At 64.1% G+C, this 25,830-nt stretch carries 26 protein-coding genes and 1 pseudogene; 8 read left to right on the top strand and 19 right to left on the bottom strand.

Annotated features, from left to right (window positions below):
• Nucleotides 1-5: 5 nt before the first annotated feature.
• From soxA to PCA20602_RS20515, 13 genes are all read right to left on the bottom strand, one after another.
• Entirely contained in the window at nucleotides 6-800 is a 795-nt protein-coding gene (gene soxA / locus PCA20602_RS20455; RefSeq protein WP_425495695.1) for a sulfur oxidation c-type cytochrome SoxA, read from the bottom strand.
• 141 nt (nucleotides 801-941) lie between these two features.
• The gene (soxZ, locus tag PCA20602_RS20460) at nucleotides 942-1,253 is read right to left on the bottom strand and encodes a thiosulfate oxidation carrier complex protein SoxZ (RefSeq protein WP_150722769.1); all 312 of its coding nucleotides are present in this window, start codon (nucleotides 1,251-1,253) and stop codon (nucleotides 942-944) included.
• Between the two features lie 33 nt (nucleotides 1,254-1,286).
• Nucleotides 1,287-1,754 (bottom strand): thiosulfate oxidation carrier protein SoxY, encoded by a 468-nt coding sequence (gene soxY, locus PCA20602_RS20465; protein ID WP_039393898.1) that lies wholly within the window; start codon nucleotides 1,752-1,754, stop codon nucleotides 1,287-1,289.
• A 110-nt stretch (nucleotides 1,755-1,864) separates the two neighbouring features.
• Nucleotides 1,865-2,194 carry a c-type cytochrome gene (locus tag PCA20602_RS20470; RefSeq protein WP_150722770.1) on the bottom strand — a complete coding sequence of 110 codons (330 nt, stop codon included), beginning with the start codon at nucleotides 2,192-2,194 and terminating at the stop codon, nucleotides 1,865-1,867.
• An 84-nt stretch (nucleotides 2,195-2,278) separates the two neighbouring features.
• Entirely contained in the window at nucleotides 2,279-3,346 is a 1,068-nt protein-coding gene (locus tag PCA20602_RS20475; protein ID WP_246182268.1) for a c-type cytochrome, read from the bottom strand.
• Between the two features lie 223 nt (nucleotides 3,347-3,569).
• The gene (gene soxC, locus PCA20602_RS20480) at nucleotides 3,570-4,937 is read right to left on the bottom strand and encodes a sulfite dehydrogenase (RefSeq protein ID WP_150722771.1); all 1,368 of its coding nucleotides are present in this window, start codon (nucleotides 4,935-4,937) and stop codon (nucleotides 3,570-3,572) included.
• Nucleotides 4,938-5,099: 162 nt separating this feature from the next.
• Nucleotides 5,100-5,447, bottom strand: coding sequence for an ArsR/SmtB family transcription factor (locus PCA20602_RS20485; protein ID WP_069344555.1), 348 nt, complete (start codon nucleotides 5,445-5,447; stop codon nucleotides 5,100-5,102).
• Between the two features lie 445 nt (nucleotides 5,448-5,892).
• The gene (locus PCA20602_RS20490; RefSeq protein WP_150722772.1) at nucleotides 5,893-7,683 is read right to left on the bottom strand and encodes a ShlB/FhaC/HecB family hemolysin secretion/activation protein; all 1,791 of its coding nucleotides are present in this window, start codon (nucleotides 7,681-7,683) and stop codon (nucleotides 5,893-5,895) included.
• A 243-nt stretch (nucleotides 7,684-7,926) separates the two neighbouring features.
• Nucleotides 7,927-9,231, bottom strand: a complete 1,305-nt coding sequence (locus PCA20602_RS20495; RefSeq protein ID WP_150722773.1) for an NAD(P)/FAD-dependent oxidoreductase — start codon at nucleotides 9,229-9,231, stop codon at nucleotides 7,927-7,929.
• 10 nt (nucleotides 9,232-9,241) lie between these two features.
• Nucleotides 9,242-9,724, bottom strand: coding sequence for a c-type cytochrome (locus PCA20602_RS20500; protein WP_150722774.1), 483 nt, complete (start codon nucleotides 9,722-9,724; stop codon nucleotides 9,242-9,244).
• A 26-nt stretch (nucleotides 9,725-9,750) separates the two neighbouring features.
• Entirely contained in the window at nucleotides 9,751-10,533 is a 783-nt protein-coding gene (locus PCA20602_RS20505) for a BON domain-containing protein (RefSeq protein ID WP_069344552.1), read from the bottom strand.
• A gap of 120 nt (nucleotides 10,534-10,653) precedes the next feature.
• A complete protein-coding gene (locus tag PCA20602_RS20510) occupies nucleotides 10,654-11,241 on the bottom strand; it encodes a phosphoheptose isomerase (RefSeq protein ID WP_150722775.1) in 588 nt (195 codons plus the stop codon).
• A 144-nt stretch (nucleotides 11,242-11,385) separates the two neighbouring features.
• On the bottom strand, nucleotides 11,386-11,739 hold the full coding sequence (locus PCA20602_RS20515; protein WP_069344550.1) for a YraN family protein: 354 nt from the start codon (nucleotides 11,737-11,739) through the stop codon (nucleotides 11,386-11,388).
• A gap of 104 nt (nucleotides 11,740-11,843) precedes the next feature.
• Between PCA20602_RS20515 and rsmI the strand changes: the two genes are divergently transcribed.
• A complete protein-coding gene (gene rsmI, locus PCA20602_RS20520; RefSeq protein WP_150722776.1) occupies nucleotides 11,844-12,728 on the top strand; it encodes a 16S rRNA (cytidine(1402)-2'-O)-methyltransferase in 885 nt (294 codons plus the stop codon).
• A 337-nt stretch (nucleotides 12,729-13,065) separates the two neighbouring features.
• Here the strand turns inward: rsmI and PCA20602_RS20530 are convergent, their stop codons facing one another.
• The 4 genes from PCA20602_RS20530 to PCA20602_RS20545 all read right to left on the bottom strand — a co-directional run bounded on the left by PCA20602_RS20530 (nucleotide 13,066) and on the right by PCA20602_RS20545 (nucleotide 17,089).
• The gene (locus PCA20602_RS20530; protein WP_069344548.1) at nucleotides 13,066-13,860 is read right to left on the bottom strand and encodes an ABC transporter ATP-binding protein; all 795 of its coding nucleotides are present in this window, start codon (nucleotides 13,858-13,860) and stop codon (nucleotides 13,066-13,068) included.
• Between the two features lie 2 nt (nucleotides 13,861-13,862).
• Nucleotides 13,863-14,771 (bottom strand): ABC transporter permease, encoded by a 909-nt coding sequence (locus PCA20602_RS20535; RefSeq protein WP_150722777.1) that lies wholly within the window; start codon nucleotides 14,769-14,771, stop codon nucleotides 13,863-13,865.
• A 262-nt stretch (nucleotides 14,772-15,033) separates the two neighbouring features.
• Nucleotides 15,034-16,020, bottom strand: a complete 987-nt coding sequence (locus PCA20602_RS20540; protein WP_069344546.1) for an ABC transporter substrate-binding protein — start codon at nucleotides 16,018-16,020, stop codon at nucleotides 15,034-15,036.
• 466 nt (nucleotides 16,021-16,486) lie between these two features.
• Nucleotides 16,487-17,089: a septal ring lytic transglycosylase RlpA family protein gene (locus PCA20602_RS20545; RefSeq protein WP_069344545.1), complete on the bottom strand. Its 603-nt coding sequence runs from the start codon at nucleotides 17,087-17,089 to the stop codon at nucleotides 16,487-16,489.
• A 248-nt stretch (nucleotides 17,090-17,337) separates the two neighbouring features.
• Between PCA20602_RS20545 and PCA20602_RS20550 the strand changes: the two genes are divergently transcribed.
• A complete protein-coding gene (locus PCA20602_RS20550) occupies nucleotides 17,338-17,994 on the top strand; it encodes an MBL fold metallo-hydrolase (RefSeq protein ID WP_069344544.1) in 657 nt (218 codons plus the stop codon).
• 8 nt (nucleotides 17,995-18,002) lie between these two features.
• Nucleotides 18,003-18,653: pseudogene (locus PCA20602_RS20555) on the top strand (3'-5' exonuclease family protein); the annotation flags it as partial.
• Between the two features lie 217 nt (nucleotides 18,654-18,870).
• Here PCA20602_RS20555 and arsC read toward each other — a convergent pair.
• Nucleotides 18,871-19,221, bottom strand: a complete 351-nt coding sequence (gene arsC / locus PCA20602_RS20560; protein WP_150722779.1) for an arsenate reductase (glutaredoxin) — start codon at nucleotides 19,219-19,221, stop codon at nucleotides 18,871-18,873.
• A 194-nt stretch (nucleotides 19,222-19,415) separates the two neighbouring features.
• On the opposite strand from arsC, the gene PCA20602_RS20565 reads away from it, so the two are divergent.
• The 5 genes from PCA20602_RS20565 to PCA20602_RS20585 all read left to right on the top strand — a co-directional run bounded on the left by PCA20602_RS20565 (nucleotide 19,416) and on the right by PCA20602_RS20585 (nucleotide 24,469).
• Nucleotides 19,416-20,663, top strand: coding sequence for a dienelactone hydrolase family protein (locus PCA20602_RS20565; protein ID WP_150722780.1), 1,248 nt, complete (start codon nucleotides 19,416-19,418; stop codon nucleotides 20,661-20,663).
• A 126-nt stretch (nucleotides 20,664-20,789) separates the two neighbouring features.
• Entirely contained in the window at nucleotides 20,790-21,320 is a 531-nt protein-coding gene (locus PCA20602_RS20570; protein WP_150722781.1) for an energy transducer TonB family protein, read from the top strand.
• Nucleotides 21,321-21,391: 71 nt separating this feature from the next.
• Nucleotides 21,392-22,186: a 2-oxo-tetronate isomerase gene (otnI, locus tag PCA20602_RS20575; RefSeq protein ID WP_150722782.1), complete on the top strand. Its 795-nt coding sequence runs from the start codon at nucleotides 21,392-21,394 to the stop codon at nucleotides 22,184-22,186.
• A gap of 760 nt (nucleotides 22,187-22,946) precedes the next feature.
• Nucleotides 22,947-23,432, top strand: coding sequence for a CoA-binding protein (locus PCA20602_RS20580; RefSeq protein ID WP_150722783.1), 486 nt, complete (start codon nucleotides 22,947-22,949; stop codon nucleotides 23,430-23,432).
• 98 nt (nucleotides 23,433-23,530) lie between these two features.
• Nucleotides 23,531-24,469, top strand: a complete 939-nt coding sequence (locus tag PCA20602_RS20585; RefSeq protein ID WP_150722784.1) for an alpha/beta hydrolase — start codon at nucleotides 23,531-23,533, stop codon at nucleotides 24,467-24,469.
• Between the two features lie 284 nt (nucleotides 24,470-24,753).
• Here PCA20602_RS20585 and PCA20602_RS20590 read toward each other — a convergent pair whose 3' ends face one another.
• Nucleotides 24,754-25,623 (bottom strand): transporter substrate-binding domain-containing protein, encoded by an 870-nt coding sequence (locus PCA20602_RS20590; protein WP_150722785.1) that lies wholly within the window; start codon nucleotides 25,621-25,623, stop codon nucleotides 24,754-24,756.
• Between the last annotated feature and the right edge of the window lie 207 nt (nucleotides 25,624-25,830).

Genomic DNA, 25,830 nt, shown 5'->3' on the forward strand with positions numbered 1-25,830 from the left:
ATCGGTCAGCGCTTCAGGCCGGGGGCGTCCATCTTGCCGCCGTTGGCCATCACACCGAGGAAGGTAATCAGATCGATCGACGCCTGCGAGCCGTAATTCAGCGCGGGCATGCGCTGCTGGCGGAAACAGTCGTACATGCGCCACTGCATCGTGCGCAGCGCGCCTTGCGAGACACGGTAGCCCGGCCACGTGGCGAACGCCTGACGCGCCGCCGCCGGCTTGGTCAGGTTCGGCAGATCCTGAAGACGAATGCGTTTGTCGTCGGCGCCATGGCACGACGCGCACGAGAAATCGTACGGACCGGCACGGTAATAGAAGATCTTCTGGCCGCGCGCGTAGGCTTCCTTCTCCTCCTTGTGCGACTGCGGCACACGGATCTGCGCACCGCGCGACTGTCCTGCCACGTAAGCCGTGAGCGCTTCGAGATCGGTCGGGTCCTGACCTTCCTTGGAGAACGGCTGCTTGATGACGTCGGCACGCTTGAAGCCTTGCAGATTCACCATGCATTCGACGATGCGCGACTCGGCGTCGAGCACGCGTTTCGCATCGGGAAAGTAGCGCGGCAGTTGCGCGTAGGCGTCTTTCACCACGCCGGCGCCGAGCCCGAGGTCACACTGGGCGAGCGACACGTTGTTCGGGCCGCGCGGCGTCTTCCAGAGCTCTTCGCCGCGCATTTCGATGAGTTCTGCCGGGTTGCCGTCGGCCAGCATCTCGCGATATTGCGCGATGGCGTCTGCCGTCGAGCTGTCGGCGGCCAACGCAGTGGCTACGGGAACGCTGGCGCCCGCGACGGCGAGCATGCCGCCGAGCACGGTGCGACGCAGCCATGCGGAACCGCGAACGGTCGCAGGGGTGGTCGCCTGTGCGCTATGTTGCGCATCTTTCATCTGGCTCTCCTCTTTGTGGGGTAGGTGGGTGCGACACACCCCCGGCATGCCGACTCAGGCGACGGTCACCTCGTCGGTGCGCGAATCGCCCTTGTTGTCGGTCCACGTGACCGCAACCTTGTCGCCCTTCTTACCGCCCTTGAACTTGAACGACATGAACGGATCCTTCGACACGGCCGGACCCCATTCGGCGGTGAGCACCGTCTTGCCGTTGCAGGTGACCGTGACCGTCTGGATGAAGTGTGCAGGGATGATGTTACCGGAAGCGTCCTTGCGCTGGCCGGTTTCCATGATGTGACTCATCAGCGCCTTGACCTCGACGACACCGCCGGCCTCGGTTGCGCGAATGCGCATCGGATTACCCATGTTGTGCTCCTCTAGCCTTATACGATGTGTCGCTCAACCGCCGCAGCCGCCCAGCGTGACCTTGATTTCCTTCTCGGCCACGAGGTACTTGTTGTCCGCCTTGACGAGCGCGTAGACCTTCGACGTCTGCCCCATCTTCACGCGCGTGGTCACCGACGGCTCGGTGCCGTCCGGAATATCGAACGATGCCGCGAGCGTATTCGGATTTTTCTCGATCAGGATCGCGATCGATTGCGTGTTCGGTGCCTTGCTCGTGACCGCCACCGGCACGACCGCGCCGTTCTCGGCGATGTCGGGAGCCGTCAGCACGACCAGGTCGCTGGGGCTCGCGCTCGTGCCGCCGAGCGCCTTGACCGTGTCGGCCACGCTCTTGGTGGCAAACGCCGCCTTGTTCCATTCCACCTGTGCCGCGCGGGCCTCTTCGGGCTTGATCAGCCCGGCGGCCACCGCCAGTCCCATTACCGCGGAAAACCGCAGCATGTCGCGTCGCTGTTGGTTCATCTCTGTGTGTTTCCTTCTCTGAAGGCCGCCGGTGCAACGGTCATGACATCACGACCTGCACCGGCCGCCGTTCGCTCGCCAGGTACTGCGGCGAGCCCCCTGCCCCGGACTTACTTCGCCGGGGCGCCCGCCAGAACCCAATCCACCAGGATCTTGGCGTCGGCATCCGACAGGTTCGGGTGCGCCGGCATCGGGATCGGACCCCAGACACCCGAACCGCCACCCTTCACCTTCTTCACCAGCTTGGCCACGGCATCCTTGTCGCCCTTGTACTTGGCGGCGACGTCCTGATACGACGGGCCGACGAGCTTCTTGTCCACGGCGTGGCAACCCATACAGGCGTTGGCAGCAGCGAGTTTGGTCGCAGCGGCGACGTCGACGCCGGCGTGAGCCAGCGAGGTGCCGGCCAGCATGGCCGCAGCGATCAGCATCTTCTTCATTCTTGCTCCTTCGGTTTGTGTAGGGGACGGGGTCCTGCGGCGGCACGACACATCGTCGGCGCATCCGTCGGACACCCTGCCCGCTCAATGTGCACCACGAAGAATCCAGTCGACCATCGTACGGACATCGGTTTCTGCGACCTGTGATTGCGGCGGCATCGGCATGCTGCCCCAATTACCGGCACCTCCGGCACGTATCTTCGCCACCAGTATTTCAGTCGCATTCGACTGCCCATGGTACTTGGCGGCGACCTCCGAGAAGGCGGGCCCGATCTTCTTGTCGGTAACGCCGTGACAGGCCAGACAACCGTTCTTATCCGCAAGCGTTGCTGCCGGTGACGTCGCAGCGGCGGTTTGGGCCGGCGCGTCCGGACTCGCCATGCCAAGCGTGGCGAGGGCCGCGGTCTTGCGCACCGTCGCATTTTGCGCGGCGGTGCCCGACAGCGGCGGCAGCTTCGTATCGACACCACGCACCGGGCCGATGACCCGGTTCTGCGCGGCCAGATCCCCATGTGCGTCGCGGGCGTACGCAGGGAGTGCGGACGTCACGATACCAGCCTCAGGGCAATCCTGCATACACGCCTTGTTATGGGTATCCGGTTTGTCGCCCACGCGCCACATGCCATGCGCACGCGTCATGCCGTTGCGATTGGGCATGCGTTTCTGCACGTCGCCGATGTTCTTGTCGGACAGCACGAAGTCCGCCGGCACGATCTCGCCGAGATTCAGGATGTAGGCCGTCACGGCGTACACCTCGTCGGGCGTGAGCGAGCGCGGCGCGTTCCACGGCATGGCGCGACGGATGTAGTCCCAGATCGTGGAGACCGTGTCGACCTTCATGAGCGTGGTGCGCACCGGCTGGTTGTTCGCGCGCAGCGACGCCACGTGCCCGGTCTTGATGTCGTCCGCCGTGGTGCCGCCCACCAGGGGGTTGAAGACTTCGTTGCTCTCGCCGAAGGTGCCGTGGCACGAGGCGCAGCGCGCATCGAAGAGCTTCTGTCCGTCCGCGACCGAACCCTGCCCTTTCGGCAAGCCTTTGAAATCGGGACGCACGTCGATGTCCCACGCGCCCAGCTCCGCCGGCGTCGCTTCGCGGCCGATAGCGGCCATGCCGGTCGGCGCCTTGACGGGAGACGCGGGCGTGGCGGCCATCTGTGCAGACGCAGCGGACTTATTCGCCGCCGGCGGTGCGGCGTGCGCTGGCGATGCGAACCATGCGGCAATCGTCATGCCGGCGAGCGTCAGGGCACCGGCCCACAGACCGGCCACGACGAGCGCCTGCGCCCGGTGAAGCCACCGCGCGGACTTCCCGTGCCGAGCGGCAGACGCGGGCGTCGGCACCCCCGCCGTCATCGCCATGGCGGCCCGCTGGCGATCAGTCGACGTGGACATTGGTCACCTCCCCGTTCTGCGCCACTTGCCACGTCTGGATCGCATTGTTGTGATAGATCGACTTGGTGCCGCGCACGTCGCGCAGTTGCCGATAACGCGGCTGTACGAAGCCGGTCTCGTCGACCGCGCGGCTTTGCAGCAATGCGGGCGAGCCATCCCATTGCCAGTCGAAATTGAATCGCGTGAGGCACTTGGGCAGCACCGGCGATTCGAGTCGCGCAGCGCGCCACGATTTGCCGCCGTCGGTCGACACGTCCACCCGTTTGATCCGCCCACGCCCGGACCACGCCAGCCCCGTCACGTTGAAATAGCCGCGATCGAGCAACGCCTGCCCGCCCGAGGGCGACGTGATGACGGATTTGCACTCCTGAATCGACGTGTACTGACGGTGCTGGCCGTCCGGCATCAGGTCGACGTAGTGGCTCGTTTCATCCTTGGTATTCCAAGGGGCGTCGCCCACCTTGATGCGACGCAGCCACTTCACCCACGACACGCCCTGCACGCCCGGCACGACAAGGCGCAGCGGATAGCCGTTCTCCGGGCGCAGCATCTCGCCGTTCATGCCCCACGCGACGAGCACGTCGGAGAGCGCCGCCTCCATGGAGATCGTGCGTGTCATGCCCGATCCGTCGCCCCCCTCGGCAAGCACGAACTGGCCGCGTTTGGTGTCGGCGCCCACGTCGTCGAGCAACACGGACAGCGGCACACCGGTGAATTCGCAACACGACAGCATGCCGTGCGTGTACTGGACGGTCGGCACGGCGGCATTGCCCCACTCCATGCCGGTATTCGCGCCGCACTCGATGAAGTGCATGCGGGAGACGGATGGCAGACGCATGATGTCGTCCATCGTGTACACCTTCGCCTCGCGCACGAGCCCGTGCACCATCAGGCGATGCTGCGTCGGGTCGATCTCCTGCCAGCCCTGGTGATGGCGCTCGAAGTGCAGACCGCTGGGGGTGATGATGCCGAACAGTCCTTGCAGCGGCGTGAAGGCAACGGACGCCTGCGCCGTCTGCGTGAGACCCGGCGACTGACGCCGTTGCAGGTTCGCTTCGAACTTCGATGGCATACCGTACGGCCGCGCCGCCACGGGCTGCCCCAGCGACGTCGCCCACGGACGCGGCTCGAGAATCATCGGATCGCCGGCGGCCGACGGGGCGTCGGCGGCGAAGGCGGCGCCACCCGCGAGGGCGGCACCGGCGGCAAGAAAACTGCGTTGCAGGAACCCGCGCCGCGCCGGGTTCATCCCGTTGCGGACGATGTCGTCGGCCAGCGGGCCGTCGACGAAATTCTCCGGCGCCCGGCGCAAACGGCCGGCTCGCGATACGCCATCGCTGATCTTGCTCACCCTGTCTCCTCGCGTTTTGTGGCGTGCGCCAGCGTCGCGAGGACACCGGCGGCTACGAACGATTGACGGGCACGCGGGCCTCGTCTGCGTTTTCTTGTCGCGCTTTGTTACGGGTCTTGCCGTGCTGCTGTGATACGGTCCTGCTTTGCGCTATGGCGCCTTTTAGCTCCCGCGCGGCATGAAGCCGTCCACGGCACGCTCCGGCAGCGCCTCCTCCTCGATTCGGCCAGCCACCTGCACGCACACCGCGCGACAGATCTCGACCACCCCGGTATCCGCAATCGTGTAGTACACCTGGTTCCCGTCGCGACGCCGCGAGAGCACGCCCGCCTGATACATCGCCCCCAGGTGCCGCGACACGTTCGTCTGCGACGAACCCACTTCCGTCACCACTTCGTTCACCGAGCGCTCGCCCCCGCACAGCGCGTGCAGAATCCGCAGCCGCGTCGGCTCGGAGAGCAGGCTGAAGTAGTGCGATACCTTTTCGAATACGCGATCGAGTTCTTCCATGACGGTCAGTCTTCAAATTCGTGCGAAGGCACAGAGAAGTTCGTATATGCCTACATACGCATATACGGATAATCAAAATAACGGGCGACGGAAGCAAGCTGCACTGCAACACGTCGGACACCGAGATATCGTCGTCGCCACCCGGCATTTCAGCGGCGATCCAGGCGTTTCCATGTATACCGCCGGATATAGCGCGCGACGCTGCATGCGACTGCGAGAGGCCCGTTTGCACCGGCGCCGAAACGCACATCGGAGCGCATGGCGGCATGGCGCGTTCAGGCATCAGGGAAAAACCCGATAAAAAAGATGGCGGGAGACGACGCGAGAAAGCCACGGATGGGATGGATGAGGCGGATCAGAAGTAGATGAGAGCCGGGTAATTGGCAAGGCGCGAGCCAGAGATGGCGAGTGCTGTGACCGCCATCCCTGTCTCGCGCTCGCCGATTTACTCGAACTGATACGACCAGTTCGCGTTGAAGCGCAGCGGACGGTTCGGCGAGTTCGTCGGCGCATCGGCCATCGGTTTGGCCACCGACAGGTCGAGCGTGTAGTACTTGCTGTCGGAGATCCGCACGCCCAGCCCCACGGACGCCAATTGATTGTGGAACAGTTGGCCGTAGTTCAGATAGACGCGCGCGGTGTCGAGCAGCAGATACGGCTGGATCGTCTTCAGATAGCGGAAGTCGGTGCGGAACATCCGGTTCAGCTCGATCGACGCGCCCCAGCCCTTGTCCCCGGCAATTTCCCCGGCGGGATAGCCCAGACCGAAGCGCTGCCCGCCGAACGTGGCCTGCTCGGACGTTGGCAGCGTGTTGCCGCTGTACTGCGCCCCGGCGGACACGACGACACCGAACTCCCACGGCAGCACCACGCCCTGCTTGGCGTCGAGGTTGAAGCGCCAGAAGGCGAGATCGTACGGCCCGAGAATCTGCTGAATGCCGGCGGGGTTCGTCGTATACGACTGGCTGGCGCCCATCCCGTTGAAGCCCTTGAACACGCCCAGCGTGGCGCTGCGCGTCTGCTTCTCCGTGACCTCGTTGTATGCCAGTTGCACCTGCGTGGCGCGCACGTTCGTCTGGGAGTTGATGTTGTTCGGCGAATTCGGCACTTCATAGCGATCGCGCGAATTCACGCCGTACATGCCGCCGCTGACCGTCAGACTGCGCTGATTATTGAGCAGGATCGGGTACGACAGGCTCACCGCCACGCGCTTGGTATCGAGATGGCGCGTGAGTCCGGCGAGCGCCTGATCGTCCGGCTGTCCGCGATAGTGCGAGGCATCGAGGCGCGCCTGAAGCCCGTTCGAGCCCAGCGGCTGCACATACGACGCCGCGTAGAACTCTTCATCGTTATGGCCCTTCGGCGCGATGGCCGTGAGCTGGATCTGCTCGCCGAGCGGCGTCAGCGCATTGCTGGTTACCGTGAAGACGCCACGAATGCCCGGGTTGTTGTACGTGAGCGATGTGCCCAGCGCGACGGGTTGACGCGACACGTCGAGCGAGAGTTCGGTCGCGCCGTCGGTCTGCGTGGGCGGCTGCACGTCGGCCTTGATCTTCATGCCGGGCACGAGCGTGAGCAGGTTCAGGTAACGCTCGAACGTCGCACGCTTGAGCGGACGCTCCGCCTCGATGTGCGCCGCGATGTCGCGCAGTCGCTGTTCGGACGGCCCCGGCGTGCCGGTGATCCTGGTGCTGGAGATATACCCTTCGACGACCGTCACGCGAACGAAGCCGTCGTTGAAATCCTGCGCAGGGACGAAGGCGAACGACAGCAGATAGCCTGCGTCCTGATACATCTTCGTGACCTGATTGGCCTTCTCGACCAGATCGCCGATGGACACTTCCTTACCCGCCAACGGCGCAAACAGGCCTGCGACCTGCTCGAACGGCAGCGACTTCACGCCTTCGATACCGAAGCGCTGTGGCGTGATCTTGCGCGCGAGCAGCGACTTGAGGGCATCCTCCTGCGTCGGTGGCTGAATGTGAATCGTGGGTGCGGCGGCTTTGGGCGCCTCGATCTTCGGAATGCTTTGCATCGGATCGCCGCGCACCGGACTGGCATCGGCCCAGGCTTGTTGCGAGCCGAGCAGACTCAGGGAGCCAAGCGAGACGCAAACGGAGACGGCGACACTGCGGATACTGGGAACGCGATGAACACTGTGATTGCGAACAGACTTGACCGAGCCCTCACGCGCGACGCGTGACGCAAGACGGGACTCTCCCTGGCGATGCGCCATCCCTATGCCCCCCAACGCTTATTTTTTCGTGGAGCCAGTGTAACCGCGAGGGGTGAGGCCCCGTCAACAAGGGAAACCGGGGGTTTGCAGCGCACGGACAACACGGCGCATGGGCGCTTCGGACAGGGGTAACCGGGGCGTGCCTTTGACGTCGGTTTCAGCGCTTAGAGCCAATCCTCCAAACGCGATTGCGCAGCGTTTCCAAACCCTTCAGGAGCACGATCGATGCCGCCGGAATCCGCATCAGGCCAGCATGTCGGCCCAGATCCCCTGTGCCCATGCGAGTCCCAGCGCGAATTCGTCCCGTGTGGCCCGTGGCGACGCGCCGCCGGTGCCCGGCACTGGCATCATGGTGCGCTGCGACACGTCATAGCGATGCACGCTCGCCACGTGCATCGCTTCGGTCGACGAAACGAACGTGTAGCAGGTGTTGCTGTAGAGCGGTTCGGGATTGACCGGCCTGCCGGACAACGCCGCCACGATGGCCGCCGCACAGACCTTGCCGTGCTGGTTGGCCATGTGGCCGGACTTGGGCATTTGCGGCGCGATCTGGATGGCGTCGCCAAGCACATGGATGTCGGGCTGCGCCTTCGACGCGAACGTCAGGAAGTCGACGTCGCACCAACGACCGTTGGCCGTCGCCAGACCGCTGCGCACGGCGATATCGCCCGCGCGCATCGGCGGGATGACGTTCAGCGCGTCGGCGCGCACTTCCTCGCCCAGTTCGAAACGCGCCAGATGTTGCTTGCCGTCTGCCGCGACCTCCGTGCAGTTGAACTGCGGGTGATACTCGACGATCCCTGCGAACTGCGAGCGCCAGACCTCCTGAAACTGTTCCGCTTCGGCCAGCACCTGATCGTTGGCATCGAAGATGAGCACTTTGGCGCGCGGATTGTGTTGCCTGAGCCACGCGGCGGCCTGACATGCTCGCTCGTAGGGTGCTGGCGGACAGCGAAACGGCGCTTCGGGAATCGTGATGGCGAACACGCCGCCCTCGGGCATTGCCTTCAGACGGGCGTGCAGCAGCGCACTCTCGCGGGCGTCCGTCCAGCCGACGGGAAGCGCTTCGCGAACCACCGGGTCGTTCAGCCCGGCAATGGCTTCACGCCGAAGCGACACACCGGGGGACACGATCAGCTTGTCGTACGGCAGCGTTGCGCCATCGGCCAGCCGGACCTGCTTGCGCTCGGCATCGATGGCCTCGGCGCGCGTACGCCGCCATGTCACGCCGTGCCGCGCGACGAGGCGGTCGTATGGCACCGTGAGATCGCTCACACGCAAGTTGCCGCCGACGACGAGGTTCGACAGGGGTGACGAAACGAAGGCTGCGCCCGGTTCGACGAGCGTGACGTCGAGGGTGTTGCCCGACAGCACACGCAGCGCCTTCGCGGCCGTTGCCCCACCGAAGCCGCCGCCGATGACCACGATGCGGGCGCTCCCCTTGACCGGTGTCGGCCAGAGCGGCGCCGCGACCGCCGCCGGGACATGCGACATCCCGGCCAGCGCAGCCATGGAACTCAAACCGAAAAGGAGTTGGCGACGATCCATGATGGGCTCGCTATCGTGGCGCTGTCGGTCGTGTGGCGACGGGTGGCTTCGCGGCGGGCCGCGTAGCGACTGGCTGTGCAGCGACCGGTTGTGTAGCGAAGTACGCGGCGATACGTTGCAACTCGTCGTCGCGATAGCCTTTGAGCAGTTGCGGCATCAGCGTGGCAGATTGCCGTCCGTCGCGCATGGCCTGGAGCGAGGCCATCATTGCCGTCGCCGAGCGCCCTTCGAGGGCGCGCAACGTCGCCTTGCCCGCATGCACCGGCGCGGCGGCATTGTGGCAGCTCATGCAGGCCATGGCCCAATCGCGGGCTTGCCAGTCGGGTTGGGAGGGCGTGGCCGCCGTCGCACCGGCCATCGCAACGCCCGGCATGACGAGCCAGCCCCCGACGGTTGCCGAAACGAATACCGCCACGAGCCGCTGCGTCACACGAGAGTGACGCAGCAGCGCGTGGCGGTTCGGTGTCGGGCGATGGCCCAAACGGGTGCGCAAGAGGAGGTGATCCGCAGCGCGGTGGATCAGTTACCCGTCTTGGTCGACGGTCCCGGTTTGACCGGACCTTCGCTGATCGGCGCCGGCGACGACAACGGTCGGGCCGTGACCGTATCGTTGCCGATCGGGGTGGCCGTAACGGTCGCGGCGTTGCTGTCGTCGGCCTGTGCAGGCGCCGGGTTCTTTTCGGCTTCGGTCGACAGACGCTGCGCCTCTTCCGGCTTCACGTACTCATACAGCTTCACGACCTTCTGCACACCGTCGATACGGCTCGCCACATTGGCGCCGATGGTGCCCTCTTCCGGAGAGACCAGCCCCATCAGATAGACGTCGCCGCGCTCGGTCACCACCTTGAAGACGTTGGCCGAAATCTCCTTGGTGTTGATCAGGTTGGCCTTGACCTTGCTGGTGATCCACGCGTCGTTGGAGCGCGAGCCGAACGAGCTTTTCGGTCCGATGGCGAGTTCGTCGACGATACCGCGTACGTTGCTGATCTGTTTGACGATGTTGACCGCAGCCTGCTTGGTGGCGTCGTTCGGGACTTCGCCCGTGAGCAGCACGCGGCGGTTGAAGACGGTCACGTTCACGTGAACGGCGTCGTCGGTCAGCGTATTGGCGATGTTGGCTTCGGCCTTGACCTGGATTTCGCGGTCTTCCGTCTGCGCGCCGACCGAACGCCGGTCGGTGGCGACGAGTGCGCCCGTGGCGGCGCCGCCGAGGATGATGGGGGCGCAACCCGCGAGGGTCGCAGCAATCAACACTGCCGCTGCAAGCGGCTTAACAACGCCTTGGACGCGTCGGAAACTCATCGGGCTTTCTCCTTATTGGATTGTCGAACGGGACGGCCCCCGCCGCGCCGAATCGGCACCGCCCGCCCCCGCGACCCGGTGCCCGTCACATGATCTTGACGCCTCAAGATGACAATAGGTTCACTCGTCGCCCAGCAGTTCCGAGTCGATCAGATCGCACAGACAGTGGATCGTGAGCAGGTGAACTTCCTGAATGCGGGCGGTACGCAAAGCCGGCACACAGATGTGGACGTCCAGTTCCCAGAGCGCGTCGCTGACCTTGCCGCCGCCTTTGCCGGTAAGCGCGATCACGTGCATGCCGCGCTCATGAGCCGCCTCGATGGCCGCGAGCACGTTGCCGGAGTTACCGGAGGTCGTGATGGCCAGCAGCACGTCGCCTTCCTGGCCCAGCGCGCGGACCTGCTTGGAGAAGATGGCGTCGAAATTGTAGTCGTTGCCGACGGCCGTCAGAATCGACGAGTCCGTGGTCAGTGCGATGGCCGGCAGTTCCGGGCGCTCGCGCTCGAAACGACCGACGAGTTCTGCCGCGAAGTGCTGGCAGTCGGCGGCCGAGCCGCCGTTGCCGCAAGCGAGGATCTTGTTGCCGTTGGTCAGCGCTCCGACCATGACTTCCGCCGCGGCGGCGATGGGGCCTACGAGCGCATCGCGCGCGGCCAGCTTGGTCTCGACGCTATCCGTGAAGTGTTTCTGAATTCGTTCGATCGACATGGTCGTTTGCCAGGGTGTCGCAAAAGCTGCCTGCCTTGAGCAGCGTCCCCTGGGGCGCATCTGCCGGGCCGGCCTACGAATGCCGTGCATGGTGAACACACGGCAATTTCGCAAGTGTAACAGGGGTGGCGGGCGCGGGTTTCCTCAGAGATCGTCGGCCCGGAAGGCATCCGGCAGCCAGTTCACCACGGGCGGCCGCCCGTCGAAGGTCACGACATCGAAGCGGCAGCGTGCCGCCGGACGCCGCAGCAGATAGTGCCGTGCGGCCAGCATGAGGCGTCGCCGCTTGGCGTGCGTGATGCTCTGCGCGGCACCGCCGAAGTCGCTGCGCGCCCTCGCGCGGACCTCGACGAATACCAGCACGCCGGCCCGATCCCGCATAATGAGGTCGATTTCGCCGCCCCGGCATTGATAATTGCGGGCGACGAGCCGCCAGCCGCGCCGCTCCAGTAGCGTCTGCGCGCGGTTCTCGAACGACACTCCTAGCTGATTCGACATGGTTGTTCCGATGTTTTCCCTGACCGGCCACGCCGGTACTGTTCAAGATCCGACGAGCGCCGCGCCTCGCGTGCGTGCGCCCCAGAACGCGGGAGTCCGATGCGATGGATGAACGCCTGATGTCGCTGGCCGAGGGCCAGCATTACCCGGCGGGCACGCTCTACGTGGTGGCCACGCCGCTGGGCAATACCGCCGATATCACCGTGCGGGCGCTGCATATTCTTGGCATGGTCGATGCCATCGCCTGTGAAGATACGCGCAACAGCGCGTTGTTGTTGCAGCGTTACGGCATTGATCGGCCGTTGATTGCGGCGCATCAACACAACGAGAACGAAGCGGCGACACGACTGGTGGAGCGCCTGCGCGGCGGCGAGCGTATTGCCTATATTTCCGACGCCGGCACCCCTGGCATTTCGGACCCTGGCGCACGGCTTGTCGACGCGGTCCGCGCTGCGGGCCTCGGCGTGGTGCCTGTGCCGGGGGCGAGTGCGGTGATCACGTTGCTGTCGGCCGCTGGCGCGTGGGTGGAGACGTTCACGTTCGTGGGCTTCCTGCCGTCGAAGGCACAGCAGCGTGCGCAAGCCATCACGGCGCTGTCCGGGTCCACGGCAGCGCAGGTGTTCTACGAAGCGCCTCACCGCATCGTGGAGACGGTTGCCGCACTGGCCGATGGGCTGGGCGGCGAGCGCCGGTTGCTGATCGGGCGCGAGCTGACCAAGCGCTTCGAAGACATCCATGAGTGCGCGCTGGGCGAAGGGGTGGCGTGGCTGAAGGCGGACGCCAACCGTCAGCGCGGCGAATTCGTGCTCGCCGTCTCCGGCGCGGCGGCCAGCGCGAGCGACGACGGCGTGGATGCCGAAGCGCAGCGCGTGCTGGCGTTGCTGGTCGCAGAGCTGCCGACGAAAAGCGCCGCCAAACTCGCCGCAGCCATCACCGGCGCCCCGAAGAATGCGCTTTACGAGCGCGCATTGGCCCTGAAAAACGGCTGAACGATCAGCGCCGCGAGGCGTGCGTCAGCCGACAATCTACGCCGCCGGAAAATCGGAAGTTTCCGGCGAATTTCTCGGTAATTCCCCAAACTTCCGCGCCGATAACCGACTCAAGGAGTGGCGTGCCCTCAACGCCTCCGTTCAACGACAGTTCAAAGCGAAACTCGCCCAGCGGCTACGGCAGCCTCATGTACCGGCGAGTCGCCTGAGAGCGATAACAGGTAACGCCTTGTCAGGACGCAGAAACGACGATGCCCCCGGAAGGCCGGGGGCATCGTGTGTGGCATCTCTCAAGCGGCGGCGGCAGACGCGAACGTCTCACCACCGCGCATGACCCTCAACTCAACAGCAACGCATCGTCGTCGAGTTGTTCACCGCGCGTGCGCTCGAACATTTGCAGCAGGTCCGGCACGTCGAGGCCCTTGCGCTCCTCGCCGGCAACGTCGAGCACCACCTTGCCCTGATGCAGCATGACGGTACGCGTGCCGTAGTCGAGCGCCTGGCGCATGCTGTGCGTGACCATCATCGCCGTGAGCTTGCTCTCCTCGACGATGCGCGCCGTCAGTTCCAGCACGAACGCAGCCGTCTTCGGGTCAAGCGCCGCCGTGTGTTCGTCCAGTAGCAGAATGCGCGACGGCTGCAACGACGCCATCAGCAGACTCACCGCCTGACGCTGCCCGCCCGAGAGCAGACCGATGCGATCCGAAAGACGATTCTCCAGCCCGAGATTGAGCAGGCTCAGCTTTTCGCGGAAACGCTCGCGCAGGTCCTTGTTCAGCGCGAAGCGGAAACTGCGACGCTCACCGCGTCTGACCGCCAGCGCCATGTTCTCTTCGATGGTCAACGCTTCACACGTCCCGGCCATCGGGTCCTGAAACACGCGCGCGACCTGATTGGCGCGCTGCCACGCTGTTTTCTTCGTGACGTCGTTGCCGTCGATGGAAATCGTGCCGGAGTCCACCGACAGATCGCCGCTGATGGCATTCAGGAACGTGGACTTGCCCGCACCGTTCGAGCCGATCACCGTGACGAACTGGCCCGTCGGGATTTCCAGCGTCATGCCGCGCAGTGCACGGTTTTCGATGGGCGTGCCCGGATTGAAAGTGATCTTGAGGTCTTTTGCGCTCAACATGATCAGGCACCTCCGTTCTTGCGGGCGAACAGCTTGCGACGCGTTGCCGGCAGCACCAGCGCCACCGCCACGAGCAATGCCGTCACCAAATTGAGGTCCTGCGCCTTCAGACCGATGAAATCGCTGTTCAGAGCGAGCGCGATGAAGAAGCGGTACAGCACCGCACCGATCACCACGGCCAGCGTCGTGAGAATGAGGCGTCGCGCCGGGAGAATCGTCTCGCCGATGATCACCGCCGCCAGACCGATCACGATGGTACCGATCCCCATCGAGATATCGGCGCCGCCCTGCGACTGCGCGAACAGCGCGCCCGCGAGCGCGACCAGCGCGTTGGAGAGCGCCATGCCCGCCAGAATCTCGCGGCCAGTGTTCACGCCCTGCGCACGCGCCATCCGCGGATTCGCACCGGTCGAGCGCATCGCGAGACCCTGCTGCGACGAGAAGAAGTAATCGAGACCGAGCTTCACCACCACCACGACCAGCAGCAACATCGCCGGGCGCAACACATAGTCCGGCAGCCAGGCCGGTGCGTTCTCCGGCAACAGCATCGTGAAGACCGTAGGCGACGTGATCAGCGGCACGTTCGGTGCACCCATCACGCGCAGGTTGACCGAGTAGAGCGCGATCATCATCAGGATACTGGCGAGCAGATCCATGATTTTCAGGCGCACGTTCAGCCAGCCGGTGATGAAACCCGCTGCGGCGCCGGCCACCATTGCCACGGCAGTCGCCGCGAACGGATTGGCGCCGTTGGCGATCAGGATGGCTGCCGTCGCACCACCAAGCGCGAAACTGCCGTCAACCGTCAGGTCGGGAAAATTGAGGATGCGGAAGGAAATCAGCACCCCGAGCGCCACGAGGCTGAAGATCAGGCCGATCTCCAGTGCGCCCATGAGAGAAAAGAAGGACATTGTCGTAATTCCACTGCGCAAGACAGCCTGTGCCGGGTCTCGACACTGGCGCCCGCACGGCCGAGTCGGCCAGTTCAGGTCATAGCCGGTCGTTGTGCGACCGCGTTTCGGGGGGAGCCATCTCGCCCATTCGATAGGAAAAGAGCGGCGGGGACAGATCGTGTCCGGGCGCCGCCCTGTCGCTTGCCGGTGTCGCAAACGGTCGCTCGCGACATCGGCACCCCGCGCGTGACTCGCGCGCGGGTTTCCTGCTTCGTTCTATTTACTCTTTGATGACCGTCTTGGCTTCCTTCACCAGATCGTCCGACAGCTTCACGCCTTGCTTCGCGGCGGCGGCCGTGTTGACGAACAGTTCCAGATTCGAGCTGGTCTGCGAGGCGATCGAGCCCGGCTTCTCACCCTTCAGGATGCGGCCCACCACCTTGCCCGTCTGACGGCCGAGGTCGTAGTAGTTGATGCCCAGTGCCGCGATGGCGCCGCGCTTCACGCTGTCCGTGTCCGAAGCGACGAGCGGGATCTTGCGGTCGTTGGCGACCTTCACGAGCGACTCGTATGCCGACACGACGTTGTTGTCCGTGTTGGTATAGATCACGTCGACCTTGCCGACCAGACTGTTGGCGGCCGAGCTGATGTCCACGGTACGCGGCGCAGCGGCGGTCTTGAGCGTGAGGCCGGCGGCCGGCAGTAGCTTCTCGAGCTCCTTCACGACCACGACCGAGTTGGCTTCACCCGGGTTGTACACCATGCCCACGGTCTTCGCGTTCGGCACGACACGCTTGATGAGTGCCACCTGCTTGTCGAGCGGGAGCTTGTCCGACACGCCGGTCACGTTGGTGCCCGAGGCGTCCCAGCTCTTGACCAGTTGTGCGGCGACCGGATCGGTCACGCCCGAATACACGAGCGGCACCGACTTGGTCGCGGCAGCCACGGCCTGCGCCGTAGGCGTGGCGATACCGATGATGGCGTCCGGCTTGTCACCCACAAACTTGCGTGCGATCTGCGCGGCGGTACCGGTGTTGCCCTGTGCGCTCTGGTATTCCCACTTGAGGTTCTTGCCGACCTCGTAACCTTCCGCCTTGAGTTCGTCCTTCGCGCCGTCGCGAATGGCGTCGAGTGCCGGGTGCTCCACGATCGCCACGACGGCCACCGACTTCGTCTCCGCCGCGAATGCCGCGCCGGTCGTCCCCAACAACGTTGCGGCCACTGCGCACAGCACGGTGCGCGTGGCGAATTTACCCATCGTCGACATCAAAACTCCTCCAGGAATGCTCTTGATAGTAGATATCGGTGCGCCGGGCCCGGGTCTCCGCGAGCCTCTTTCGGATGCACACAAAGCGTGCACCTGCGCGTGGGGCACAGTCTACCCACATCCCCGGCAGCGAACAACGGTTGCCAACGCAACTTCCCGGGAAGCCCGTGGAACATCGGATTGCGCCCAAACGCTGGCAGATTGATGCGGCAATCGGAAAAAAAATAGCCGATTCGGTCGCGAGCGTTCCAATGTACGCACGTTCATGCGACGCGTTCAGCCAATGAGATTCACTGAAAAACGAAACAATGCGCAGTAATTCACCACGGATAGGCGCTTTTTTCACAATAAAAAGGCGACCGACGTCCCACTTTTTGAGAGGGATCGGCATCTATTCAGAATGATGTTCGGAATTAACGCTATGGAAGTTGCACCAGATTGCGCAGCGAATGCGCGCGTGCGGACTTCAGGGTGCGTTGTTGCTCTCGTCGAGGCCGAGGGCAGCGACTTCACTGCGCGACAGGCGGCGGATTTCGACCTTGGCGTGTCCGGCTCGAATAAAGTCGAGCTGTTTGGCCGCGCTGTAAGAGAGATCGATGATGCGATTGCGGGAGTACGGGCCACGGTCGTTGATCTTCACGACGACCGTCTTGTTATTGGCGACGTTGCGCACCAGTGCGAAGCTGCCCAGCGGCAACGTCGGATGGGCGGCCGTCGCCTCGTTCATGTCGAACGCTTCACCGGTGGCAGTGCGCCGGCCGTGGAAGTTCTTGCCGTACCAGGATGCCGTGCCCGTCTGGAAGAAAGTCCCCGCATCGGCACGCAGACGCGCTTCGCCGTCGCGATCCGGGGCATCGGGGTCACCGGGATTGAGGCCTTCGTTGCGATACGTGCGGCCCGGCCAATGCAGATCGAAGCTGGAGCCGACCGGGGCATTGGCTTCGCGCGCACGGGCGCGCGCGCCTGTCGCCGAAGTGGCGGCAGCCGTCTGGCTGGGGGGTTCGAGCGGCGTTGTGCAGGCTGTCAACGTCAGGGCGAGGGCGCAGCAGACCGCGAACCGTGTGAGCATGTCGCGTGTTCGCATAGCCCGCAAGTCTAACACGACGTAAAAATCAACCCATCAGCGAGCGTTCACTTACTCGCTAAGACTTGATTACAAAGCGTTACCTCAATATGGGCATCCCCCGCCGATAAGCGCTTTGCGAAAGACCGCATATCGACACCGGGCAAGGCTGCGGGGTGGCACGCGGGGTACCGCGACGCGCGACGGGTCGCCGGGCCGAATACAATAGACAAAAATCGCGTCCCCGATCACTCATGAACGTCACCCTGATTCCCGTTACGCCCTTCCAGCAAAACTGCACCCTGCTCGTCTGCGACGCCACGAAGCGCGCTGCCGTGGTCGACCCCGGCGGCGACATCGACCGCATCGTGGGCGAGATCGAACGCCAGGGCGTAACGCTGGAGAAGATCTTCCTCACGCACGGCCACCTCGACCACTGCGGTGGCTCCGGCGCCCTGGCGGCCAAGTACGATGTCCCCATCGAAGGCCCGCATCCGGACGACGCCTTCTGGATCGACCAGCTTCAGGCGCAAAGCGCGCGCTTCGGTTTTCCCGAGCCCGAACCGTTCACCCCCGATCGCTGGCTGGGCGACGGCGACACCGTGACCTTCGGCGACGTAACGCTCGACGTCTTCCACTGCCCGGGCCACACGCCGGGTCACGTGGTGTTCTTCTCGAAGGACGAACGTCTGGCAAGCGTGGGCGACGTGCTCTTCGCCGGCTCCATCGGCCGCACCGACTTTCCGCGCGGCAATCACGCCGATCTGATCGCGTCGATTCGCGACAAGCTCTGGCCGCTAGGCAACGACGTGACGTTCATCCCGGGTCACGGCCCGGTGTCCACGTTCGGGCAGGAGCGTCAGACGAACCCGTATGTGGCCGATGCGGTGCTCGCCCGGAGCGCCTCATGAGCGAGGCGATGTCCCGGACCCCGTCGCGCATCATTCCTGTCGACGAGGAAATTTTCGTCAGCACCGACGTCGAAGCCGACGGCCCGATTCCCGGTCCGCACTCGATGCTCAGTTTCGCCTCGGCGGCCTACACCGCCGACAAGGAGCTGATCGGCACCTTCAGCGCCAACCTCGAATGCTTGCCGGACGCGAAGGGCCATCCGCTCACGATGAAATGGTGGAAGACCGAACCCGAGGCGTGGGCGGCATGCCGCGTCGACCCGGAGGATCCGGCCAAGGCGCTCAAGGCGTATGTGAAGTGGGTCGAGAAGCTGCCCGGCAAGCCGGTGTTCGTCGCCTACCCGGCGGGCTTCGATTTCACCTTCATGTTCTGGTACATGATGCGTTTCGTCGGTCGTTGCCCGTTCTCGTGGTCCGCGCTCGACATCAAGACGCTTGCCTTCGCGATGACCGGCATGCCGTATCGCAAGTGCATCAAACCGCGTCTGCCGCAGGTCTGGCTCGATCCGCTGCCGCATACCCACGTCGCGCTCGACGACGCCCTCGAACAAGGCGCCCTCTTCTGCAACATGCTCGCCGAGCTGCGTGAACAGCAAAAGACGCTGTCCGAGTTGCCCGGCTGGCGCGGCGCAGGCCTGAGCGTCAGCGCCGATACGCCGGTGTTCGGCTCGGCCGCCGCGAAAGTGGCTGGAGAAGTGGCAGGGGAATCGACTGAAGCCGCGCAGGAGACCGACGTCGCCAACGACGCCGAATCGCCCGTCACCGGCCCCGGTAAGGACAGCACAGCGCATCGCTGATTCGCGACTGCCTGAATAAGAGAAGGGCGCGAAGTTCGATACGTCGCGCCCTTCTCTTTTTCCAGCCTTGGCAGACGGCTTACAGCACGTCGTTCACGAGTTCCGGCGGGCGGGCGATCACTGCCTTCTTGCCGTTCACTACGATGGGACGCTGCAACAGCTTCGGATGGGCGGCCACGGCCGCGAGCAGATCGTCGTCGCCCAGTGCCTCGTCGGCCAGCCCCAGTTCCGCGAATTCCGTCTCGTTGCTGCGGATCATGTCGCGCACGGGCACATCCAGCAGCTTGTGCAGACGTTTCAGATCCGCCAGCGTCGGCGGCGTCTTCAGATATTCGACGACTTGCAGGTCGCCACCCGCCTGGGAACCCTCGACGAGCGCCAGCGCCTCGCGCGACTTCGAGCAGCGCGGGTTGTGATACACGGTAATCATGGTCACTCCAATGCGTCCAAAAAGCGTCCGGCGTGACAGGACAACGAGGGGTCAGCAATCGCTCGATGCAGCAACGATGCCCTCGCATCCCGCGTCACGCCTGGGACGTGCGCTCCGAGTATGCATGGTATCGTCGGATGCCGCTAGCTACGGCCACCACGGACATCTGATCCGGCAACTCAGGAGAAAGTGACATGGCAGGACGCTTCATCAGCATCAAGTCGCGCGACGGCAAGACGTTTCAGGCATATCTGGCAACGCCGGACAGTAAAGGCGTTAGCGAGGGCAAGGGCCCCGGACTGGTGCTCTGTCAGGAAATCTTCGGCGTAAATGCCTACATCCGCGAACTGGCGGACCGCTATGCAGAAGAGGGCTACGTCGTTCTCGCGCCCGACCTGTTCTGGCGCATCGAGCCCGGCATCGAACTCGGTTATTCGTCCGGCGACTGGCAGCGCGCGTTCGCCCTGTTCCAGAGTTTCGACGTCGATCTCGGCATGGAAGACGTGGGCGCTACCGTCGACGCGCTGCGTGCCTTGCCGGAATGCGTAGGCGGCGTGGGCGTGGTCGGCTATTGCCTCGGCGGCAAGCTGGCCGCGCTGTCGGTCACGCGCACGAGTGCGGATGTGGCCGTCAGTTACTACGGCGTGGGGCTGGAGCAGCACGTCGACGAACTCGCGGGCGAGCATCCGCCCCTCGTGCTGCACGTCGCCGAGCTCGACAAATACGCGCCGGCCGAAGTGCGCGACACGCTGACCGAGCGGCTCGGCAAGCATCCCAACGTCACCCTGTATCTGTACCCGGACGCCGATCATGCGTTCGCGCGTCCCGGCGACCACTTCAACCGCGCCGCCACCCAGCTCGCCCACCAGCGCACCATTGGTGCGGTGCGCCGCACCATCGGGCCGCATTTCGACTTCGCGTCGCTGTGGGAAACGCATTGCGCATACGAATTTGCCGTCCGCGAGATCGATCCGTTGATGAAGACGATGGTGGCGGAGCCCTACGTCAATCACATTCCGACGATGACGGGCGGTGTCGGCCATCAGCAGTTAGCGCATTTCTACCGGAATCACTTCGTCAACAGCAACCCGCCCGACACGAAGCTGATTCCGATATCGCGCACGATCGGCGCGACCCAACTCGTCGACGAACTGCTGTTCTGCTTCACCCACACGACGCCGGTGGACTGGATGTTGCCGGGCGTGGCGCCGACGGGACGCCGTGTCGAAATTCCGTTGGTGGCCATCGTACGATTCCGGGGAGACAAACTGGAGCACGAACACATATATTGGGATCAGGCGAGCGTACTCGTGCAGATCGGCCTGCTCGATCCGACAGGGTTGCCGGTCGCCGGCGTGGAGACCGCGCGCAAGTTGCAGGACGAGAATCTCGCGTCCAACAGCTTGATGCCGAACTGGTCGTTTGGCACCAAGGCGCAGTAGATTGACCGCCGGCGAGCGCCGGCGTTGCAGTGAAGCGGTCGTCCCTCCCCGGCGAGGGGACGGACGCCGCGCAGCACAGGTCGTAACAACAAGAAAAAGTGTCGCGAACGTTGCGGGAGACAAGTCATGAATACGCAACCTTCTCAGCGCGCGTGTGCGCGTCATGTTCGTCATGCACGCCGCGCCGCATTCACCGGATGGTTCGCCATCCTCTCCGGCATGTTGCTGGTGACCGGTTGTGCGAATCCCGATTTCGAGCCCAAGAAGCCACTCGTCCTCAATTTCCCGCTCGGCCAGCCGCCCCTGTCGGGCCTTGATCAATACAAGGTGGCGGCGGCGCAGCGTGTGACCGAGGTCAATGCCCGGGAGATCACACCCGGCAATCCGCAGCCGATGTTGCGCTCGGTCGTCTCGCTCGAATACTGGGTCGATCGCGGTGGCAATGTCACACGCGTGGCCCTCTATCGCAGCAACGGCGATCATGAAGCCGAGCGAATCGCCATCGCCAGCTTGCGACGGGCGAGCCCCTTGCCGGCACCGAGCCGGGCGCTGGTGGACAGCAGCGGACGTGTGCGTGCCGTCGAGACCTGGCTCTTCAACAACGACGGCCGGTATCAGCTGCGTAGCGTGGCCGCGCCGCAGATCGACGGGCAGTGATATCGTGACAGGCATCCGCCCGCTTTGCCCGGCCCGCTCGGGGCAACGGATAGGGGGCGACGGAGATGCTCATGCCGCGATTTGCTGCCAACCTGACCCTGCTCTATCAGGAAGTCCCGTTTCTCGATCGTTTTCAGGAAGCGGCGAGCGATGGCTTCAGAGGTGTCGAATTCCTGTTTCCGTACGAGCATCCCGCACAGGAAATCCGCAAGCGGCTGGATGATGCCGGGCTGACGCAAGTCCTGTTCAACGGTCCGGCGGGCGACTGGGCGAGCGGAGAGCGCGGCATCGCGGCGTTGCCCGGTCGCGAGGCACAATTTCGCGACGGGATCGAACTCGCACTGGACTACGCCGATGCGCTAGGTTGCCGGCAGTTGCATGTCATGGCCGGTTGCCCCGACGCCGCCGAGTCGCCCGAGCGATGCCGCGCAACCTACCTCGAGAATCTCGCCTACGCGAGCGGTCAGGCCGCGGCACACGGTGTGACCGTACTGATCGAACCAATCAATCCGCGCGACTTTCCGCGCTATTTCCTCACGCGCCAGGATCAGGCGCACGCCATTCGTAGCGAAGTCGGTGCGAGCAACCTCAAAGTCCAGTTCGATGCGTACCACTGCCAGATCGTCGAGGGCGATCTGGCGATGAAAATACGCCAGTCCATCGACCATATCGGCCACGTGCAGGTCGCCGGCGTGCCGGCCCGACACGAGCCCGATACCGGCGAGGTCAACTATCCCTTCCTGTTCCGTCTGCTCGACGAACTGGGGTATGCCGGGTGGATCGGGTGTGAATACCGCCCACAGGGGGCGACGCGCGCGGGACTTGGCTGGCTCAAGCCGTGGCTCAGAGCGACGGCCAATCGATAGATCGCGACCATCCCGACGCACTTTCGCGTCACGTTTGCGTCACGTGTGCGTCACGTTCCGGGGGATTACGCAGACGTGAATCGATTTCCGAAAATCAATCGGAGGTCGAAGCATTGTGCGCTGCGAAGCGATATATCCGAGACAGGGTCGGAGAAAGTCTTAGGAAAGATGTAGGACGAATCAGGCAAAAAAATGGCGGGACACACGGGCCCGCCAAAACCACACGCTACGGGGTTAGCGCGAGGAGACCAGATTCGGAGCACTGCATCGAACCACCTTGCAAATTGCGCCGGGGGACGCGTTTTTGCCGATACAGTCGCGCTGCTGTGTTACCGGGGGATAAGCACTTCAGCGTTGAGATGCATTGTGGTGGAAACGTATGGAGGGAGGGGTAACAAAGTGTTTCAGGTTGTAACACCTAGCGCGTTTCACCGCCGCCGTGAATCGCGCCTGCGCCTTGCGGCACAAGGCTCTGCGCTGAGACACAACTTTCCATATTTTGTTCGTCATCCTGAATAACTCGCCATCCGAGCCATCCGCTCGACGTCCATCCGACCCCGGCAAGGCAATCCCTCTTCGCCATCGATACCTCACCGCTATCAGCACCCAATCCCGGCTGAGGGTCGGTGATAGCGTCTCGGCCGCTCCACTAGCGGCCATCTCCAGTCATCGTCGACAAACGCACCGCATCCTGGCGTCCCGAACGCAGGTGTCGGCAATGTGCTAAGTTCAAACTTTGTGCGTGGCAACAAAGTGAGCAATGGAAACCATTGAACGTTTGGGGCAGATCCTGGCGCGTGACCGGGTGATCGCGGTTGTGGGCTTATCGCCGCGACCCGACAGGCCGAGCTTCACCACCTCGCGATACATGCAACAGCATGGGTATCGGATCGTGCCGATCAACCCGCAGGCCGCCGATTCCGGCGAAAAGATTCTGGGCGAGACCGTCTACGCCAGCCTGACCGACGCGGCAGAAGCCCTTCGCGCCGAAGGTCTGCGCATTCAGATGGTCGACTGCTTTCGCCGCAGCGGCGATATACCGCCGATCGCGACAGAGGCTGTCGCCATCGGTGCAAACAGTTTGTGGATGCAGTTGGGCATCGAGAACGACGAAGCGGCGGCCGAGGCATTGGCGGCCGGGCTGGACGTCGTCATGGACCGCTGCGTCAAGATCGAGCATCAGCGTTGGTTGATGCAAGGCGGCGGGTTGTCCGAACCGGGTGGCCAACAGGCCGCCGGCCGCTGACACGTCAAACGCTTGTGCCGAGCGTCGTCCCGAAAATAGAAAAAGCCGACGGTTCAACGTCGCCCTCCGACTCCCTCTAACGTCAACATCTCGCTGCCATGACCATCGATGCCGATCTGCTCGCCTATTACGACTTGATGGCGCGCAAGTACCCCACTCCCGAAAACGCCCCCGCGCCAACGCCGCAGGACGTGCGCGCCAAATTCGCCACCGTCGCCGTCGAGGCGCTGCGTCCGTTGCCGGCGGGATTGAAAAGCGAGACGTTCGAGATTTCGCTGCCGGGTCGCAATCTGCGGGCGAGGCTCTATCGGCCGGAGGGTCGCGTCGTCCCGCTGGTCGTGTACTTCCATGGTGGCGGCTGGGTCGTTGGCGATGTCGACACGCACGGAACGGTCGCGGCCTTGCTCGCGCAGGATGCCGACGTCGCGGTACTCAGTGTCGATTACCGGCTGGCTCCGGAGCATCCGTTCCCGGTGCCGGTCGACGACGCGCGTGAGGCGTTGGCGTGGGCGGCGGAGCAGCGCGCCCGGCTGGGCGTGAGCCTGGACCGGTTGGCGGTGGCGGGCGACAGTGCGGGCGGACATCTGGCGGCACAGGCGGCGGCGTGGTTCAACGACAGGCATCCGGGCATGGTAGGTGCGCAATTGCTCATCTATCCGGTCGTGCAGTATCGGTTCGACACGCCGAGTTACGAGCGTCTGGCGGATGGCATTGGACTGACGCGAGACGAAATGCGTTGGTACTGGAAGGAATTTCTGGGTGGCGTGGAGCCGGCGGAGAGTGATGTGCGGGTCAATCTGATGGCGGAAGCGCCGCGTCATCCGTTGCCGAACAGTTTGGTGATTGCTGCGGAATACGATCCGTTGCATGACGAAGCGGTGGCGTATGCGCAGTTCGTTGCGCGTACGGGATCGCGGGCGGAGGTCATCGAGGCGGCGGGTTTGACGCATAGCTTCGCGCGATTGCAGCCGTTCGTGCCGCAAGCGAGGATGGTGATGCACGACGCCGCGCAGCGTCTGCGCGAATGGCTGGGATAAACCGGGTCGAGTACAGGACGGCCTGAGAGCGCTCGAACCCCGCATGCCCGAACGGATTCGAGTCGAGGCTGCGGAAGCAGACGACCCGAAGGCGTTTGAGCCGTTGGCGAGGATGCAGATGGCCGAGGAGGTTTAGGGTTTCGGGGGTTAAAACCCTGGGCAACACAGGCCGGAACAAAGGGGACGCTTACCGCAGCGACTTTTAAGTTGGAGCGCAGGGAAGCGTCCCCCTTGTTTCGGTGTCGCTGCGTTTGGGGAGAACAATGCAGCGGTGAATCAGCGAATCACTTCAGCCATTTATCGACAACGCTCTGATACTCACCGGTTTTCTGAGCGAGATTCAGCCACTGATCGACGTAATGCTTGAAGACATCGTCGCCACGGGGCAGCAGATAGGCCTTCTCGCCGAACTGAAGCGGTTTATCGGGATTGACGGGACAGAGTGCGGGGTTGAGCTTGTGCTGGAGGAGGGTTTCGGAGGAGTCCGTCACCATCACATCGGCTTTCCCGTCGGCGATTTGCTGGAAGATCGTGACGTTGTCCGGATAAATCGTCAGCGTGGCGTTCGGCAGGTATTGGCGGGCGAAGCGTTCGTTGGTGCCGCCGGGGTTGGCGATGGCGCGGGTGCTGGGTTTATTCAGATCGGCGAGCGTCTGGTACTTCGCCACGTCGGCGCAGCGAACGATGGGTGACTTGCCGTCGACCATGACCACCTTGCTGTAATAGGCGCGCGCGGCGCGATCGAGCGTGACGGACACGCCGCCGACGACGATGTCGCACTTCCCGGCGGTGAAATCGTCCATCAGGCCTTTCCAGGTCGTCGGGACGATCACGGGTTTCACGCCGAGCGACTTGGCCAGTGAGGCGACGAGATCCACGTCGATGCCCTCGAACTGTCCGTCGGGGCGGCGGTACGAATAGGGTTTGTAGTCGCCGGTTGCGCAAGCGCGCAGCGTGCCGGACTTCACGATGTCGTCGAGCCGGGAGTGGACGGCGACGGGGGCCGCGGTCGTTGCCGTTTGCGCGTGAGCGGCAGTGGTGACGGTAGCGACGGTGGCGGCGGTGAGAATCGTAGCGACGAGGGTCGTGGCGGAAGCGGCGAGCGCCGTCCCCGTCACGAAGGCCGCGCGGGCGGCCGTCTTCATGACTGTCATGCTTGTCTCCGTATTGTTCTGTTGGCGTGGTGACGCCCTGACGTTCCGAGCCGTCTGACGCGACTCGTGGACCTTCATACTACTGTCCGGCCGCGCCCGCGCCAACCGTCGCAAAAATGAGAAGTTTCCGAGCGCCGGGCTCAGGATTCACTGCCCGGTTCAAGCCCGATGCCAGCACTTATCTGCGGCATAACAGCCCGCCACGCG

The organism is Pandoraea capi (assembly GCF_902459735.1).
Classification (GTDB): domain Bacteria; phylum Pseudomonadota; class Gammaproteobacteria; order Burkholderiales; family Burkholderiaceae; genus Pandoraea; species Pandoraea capi.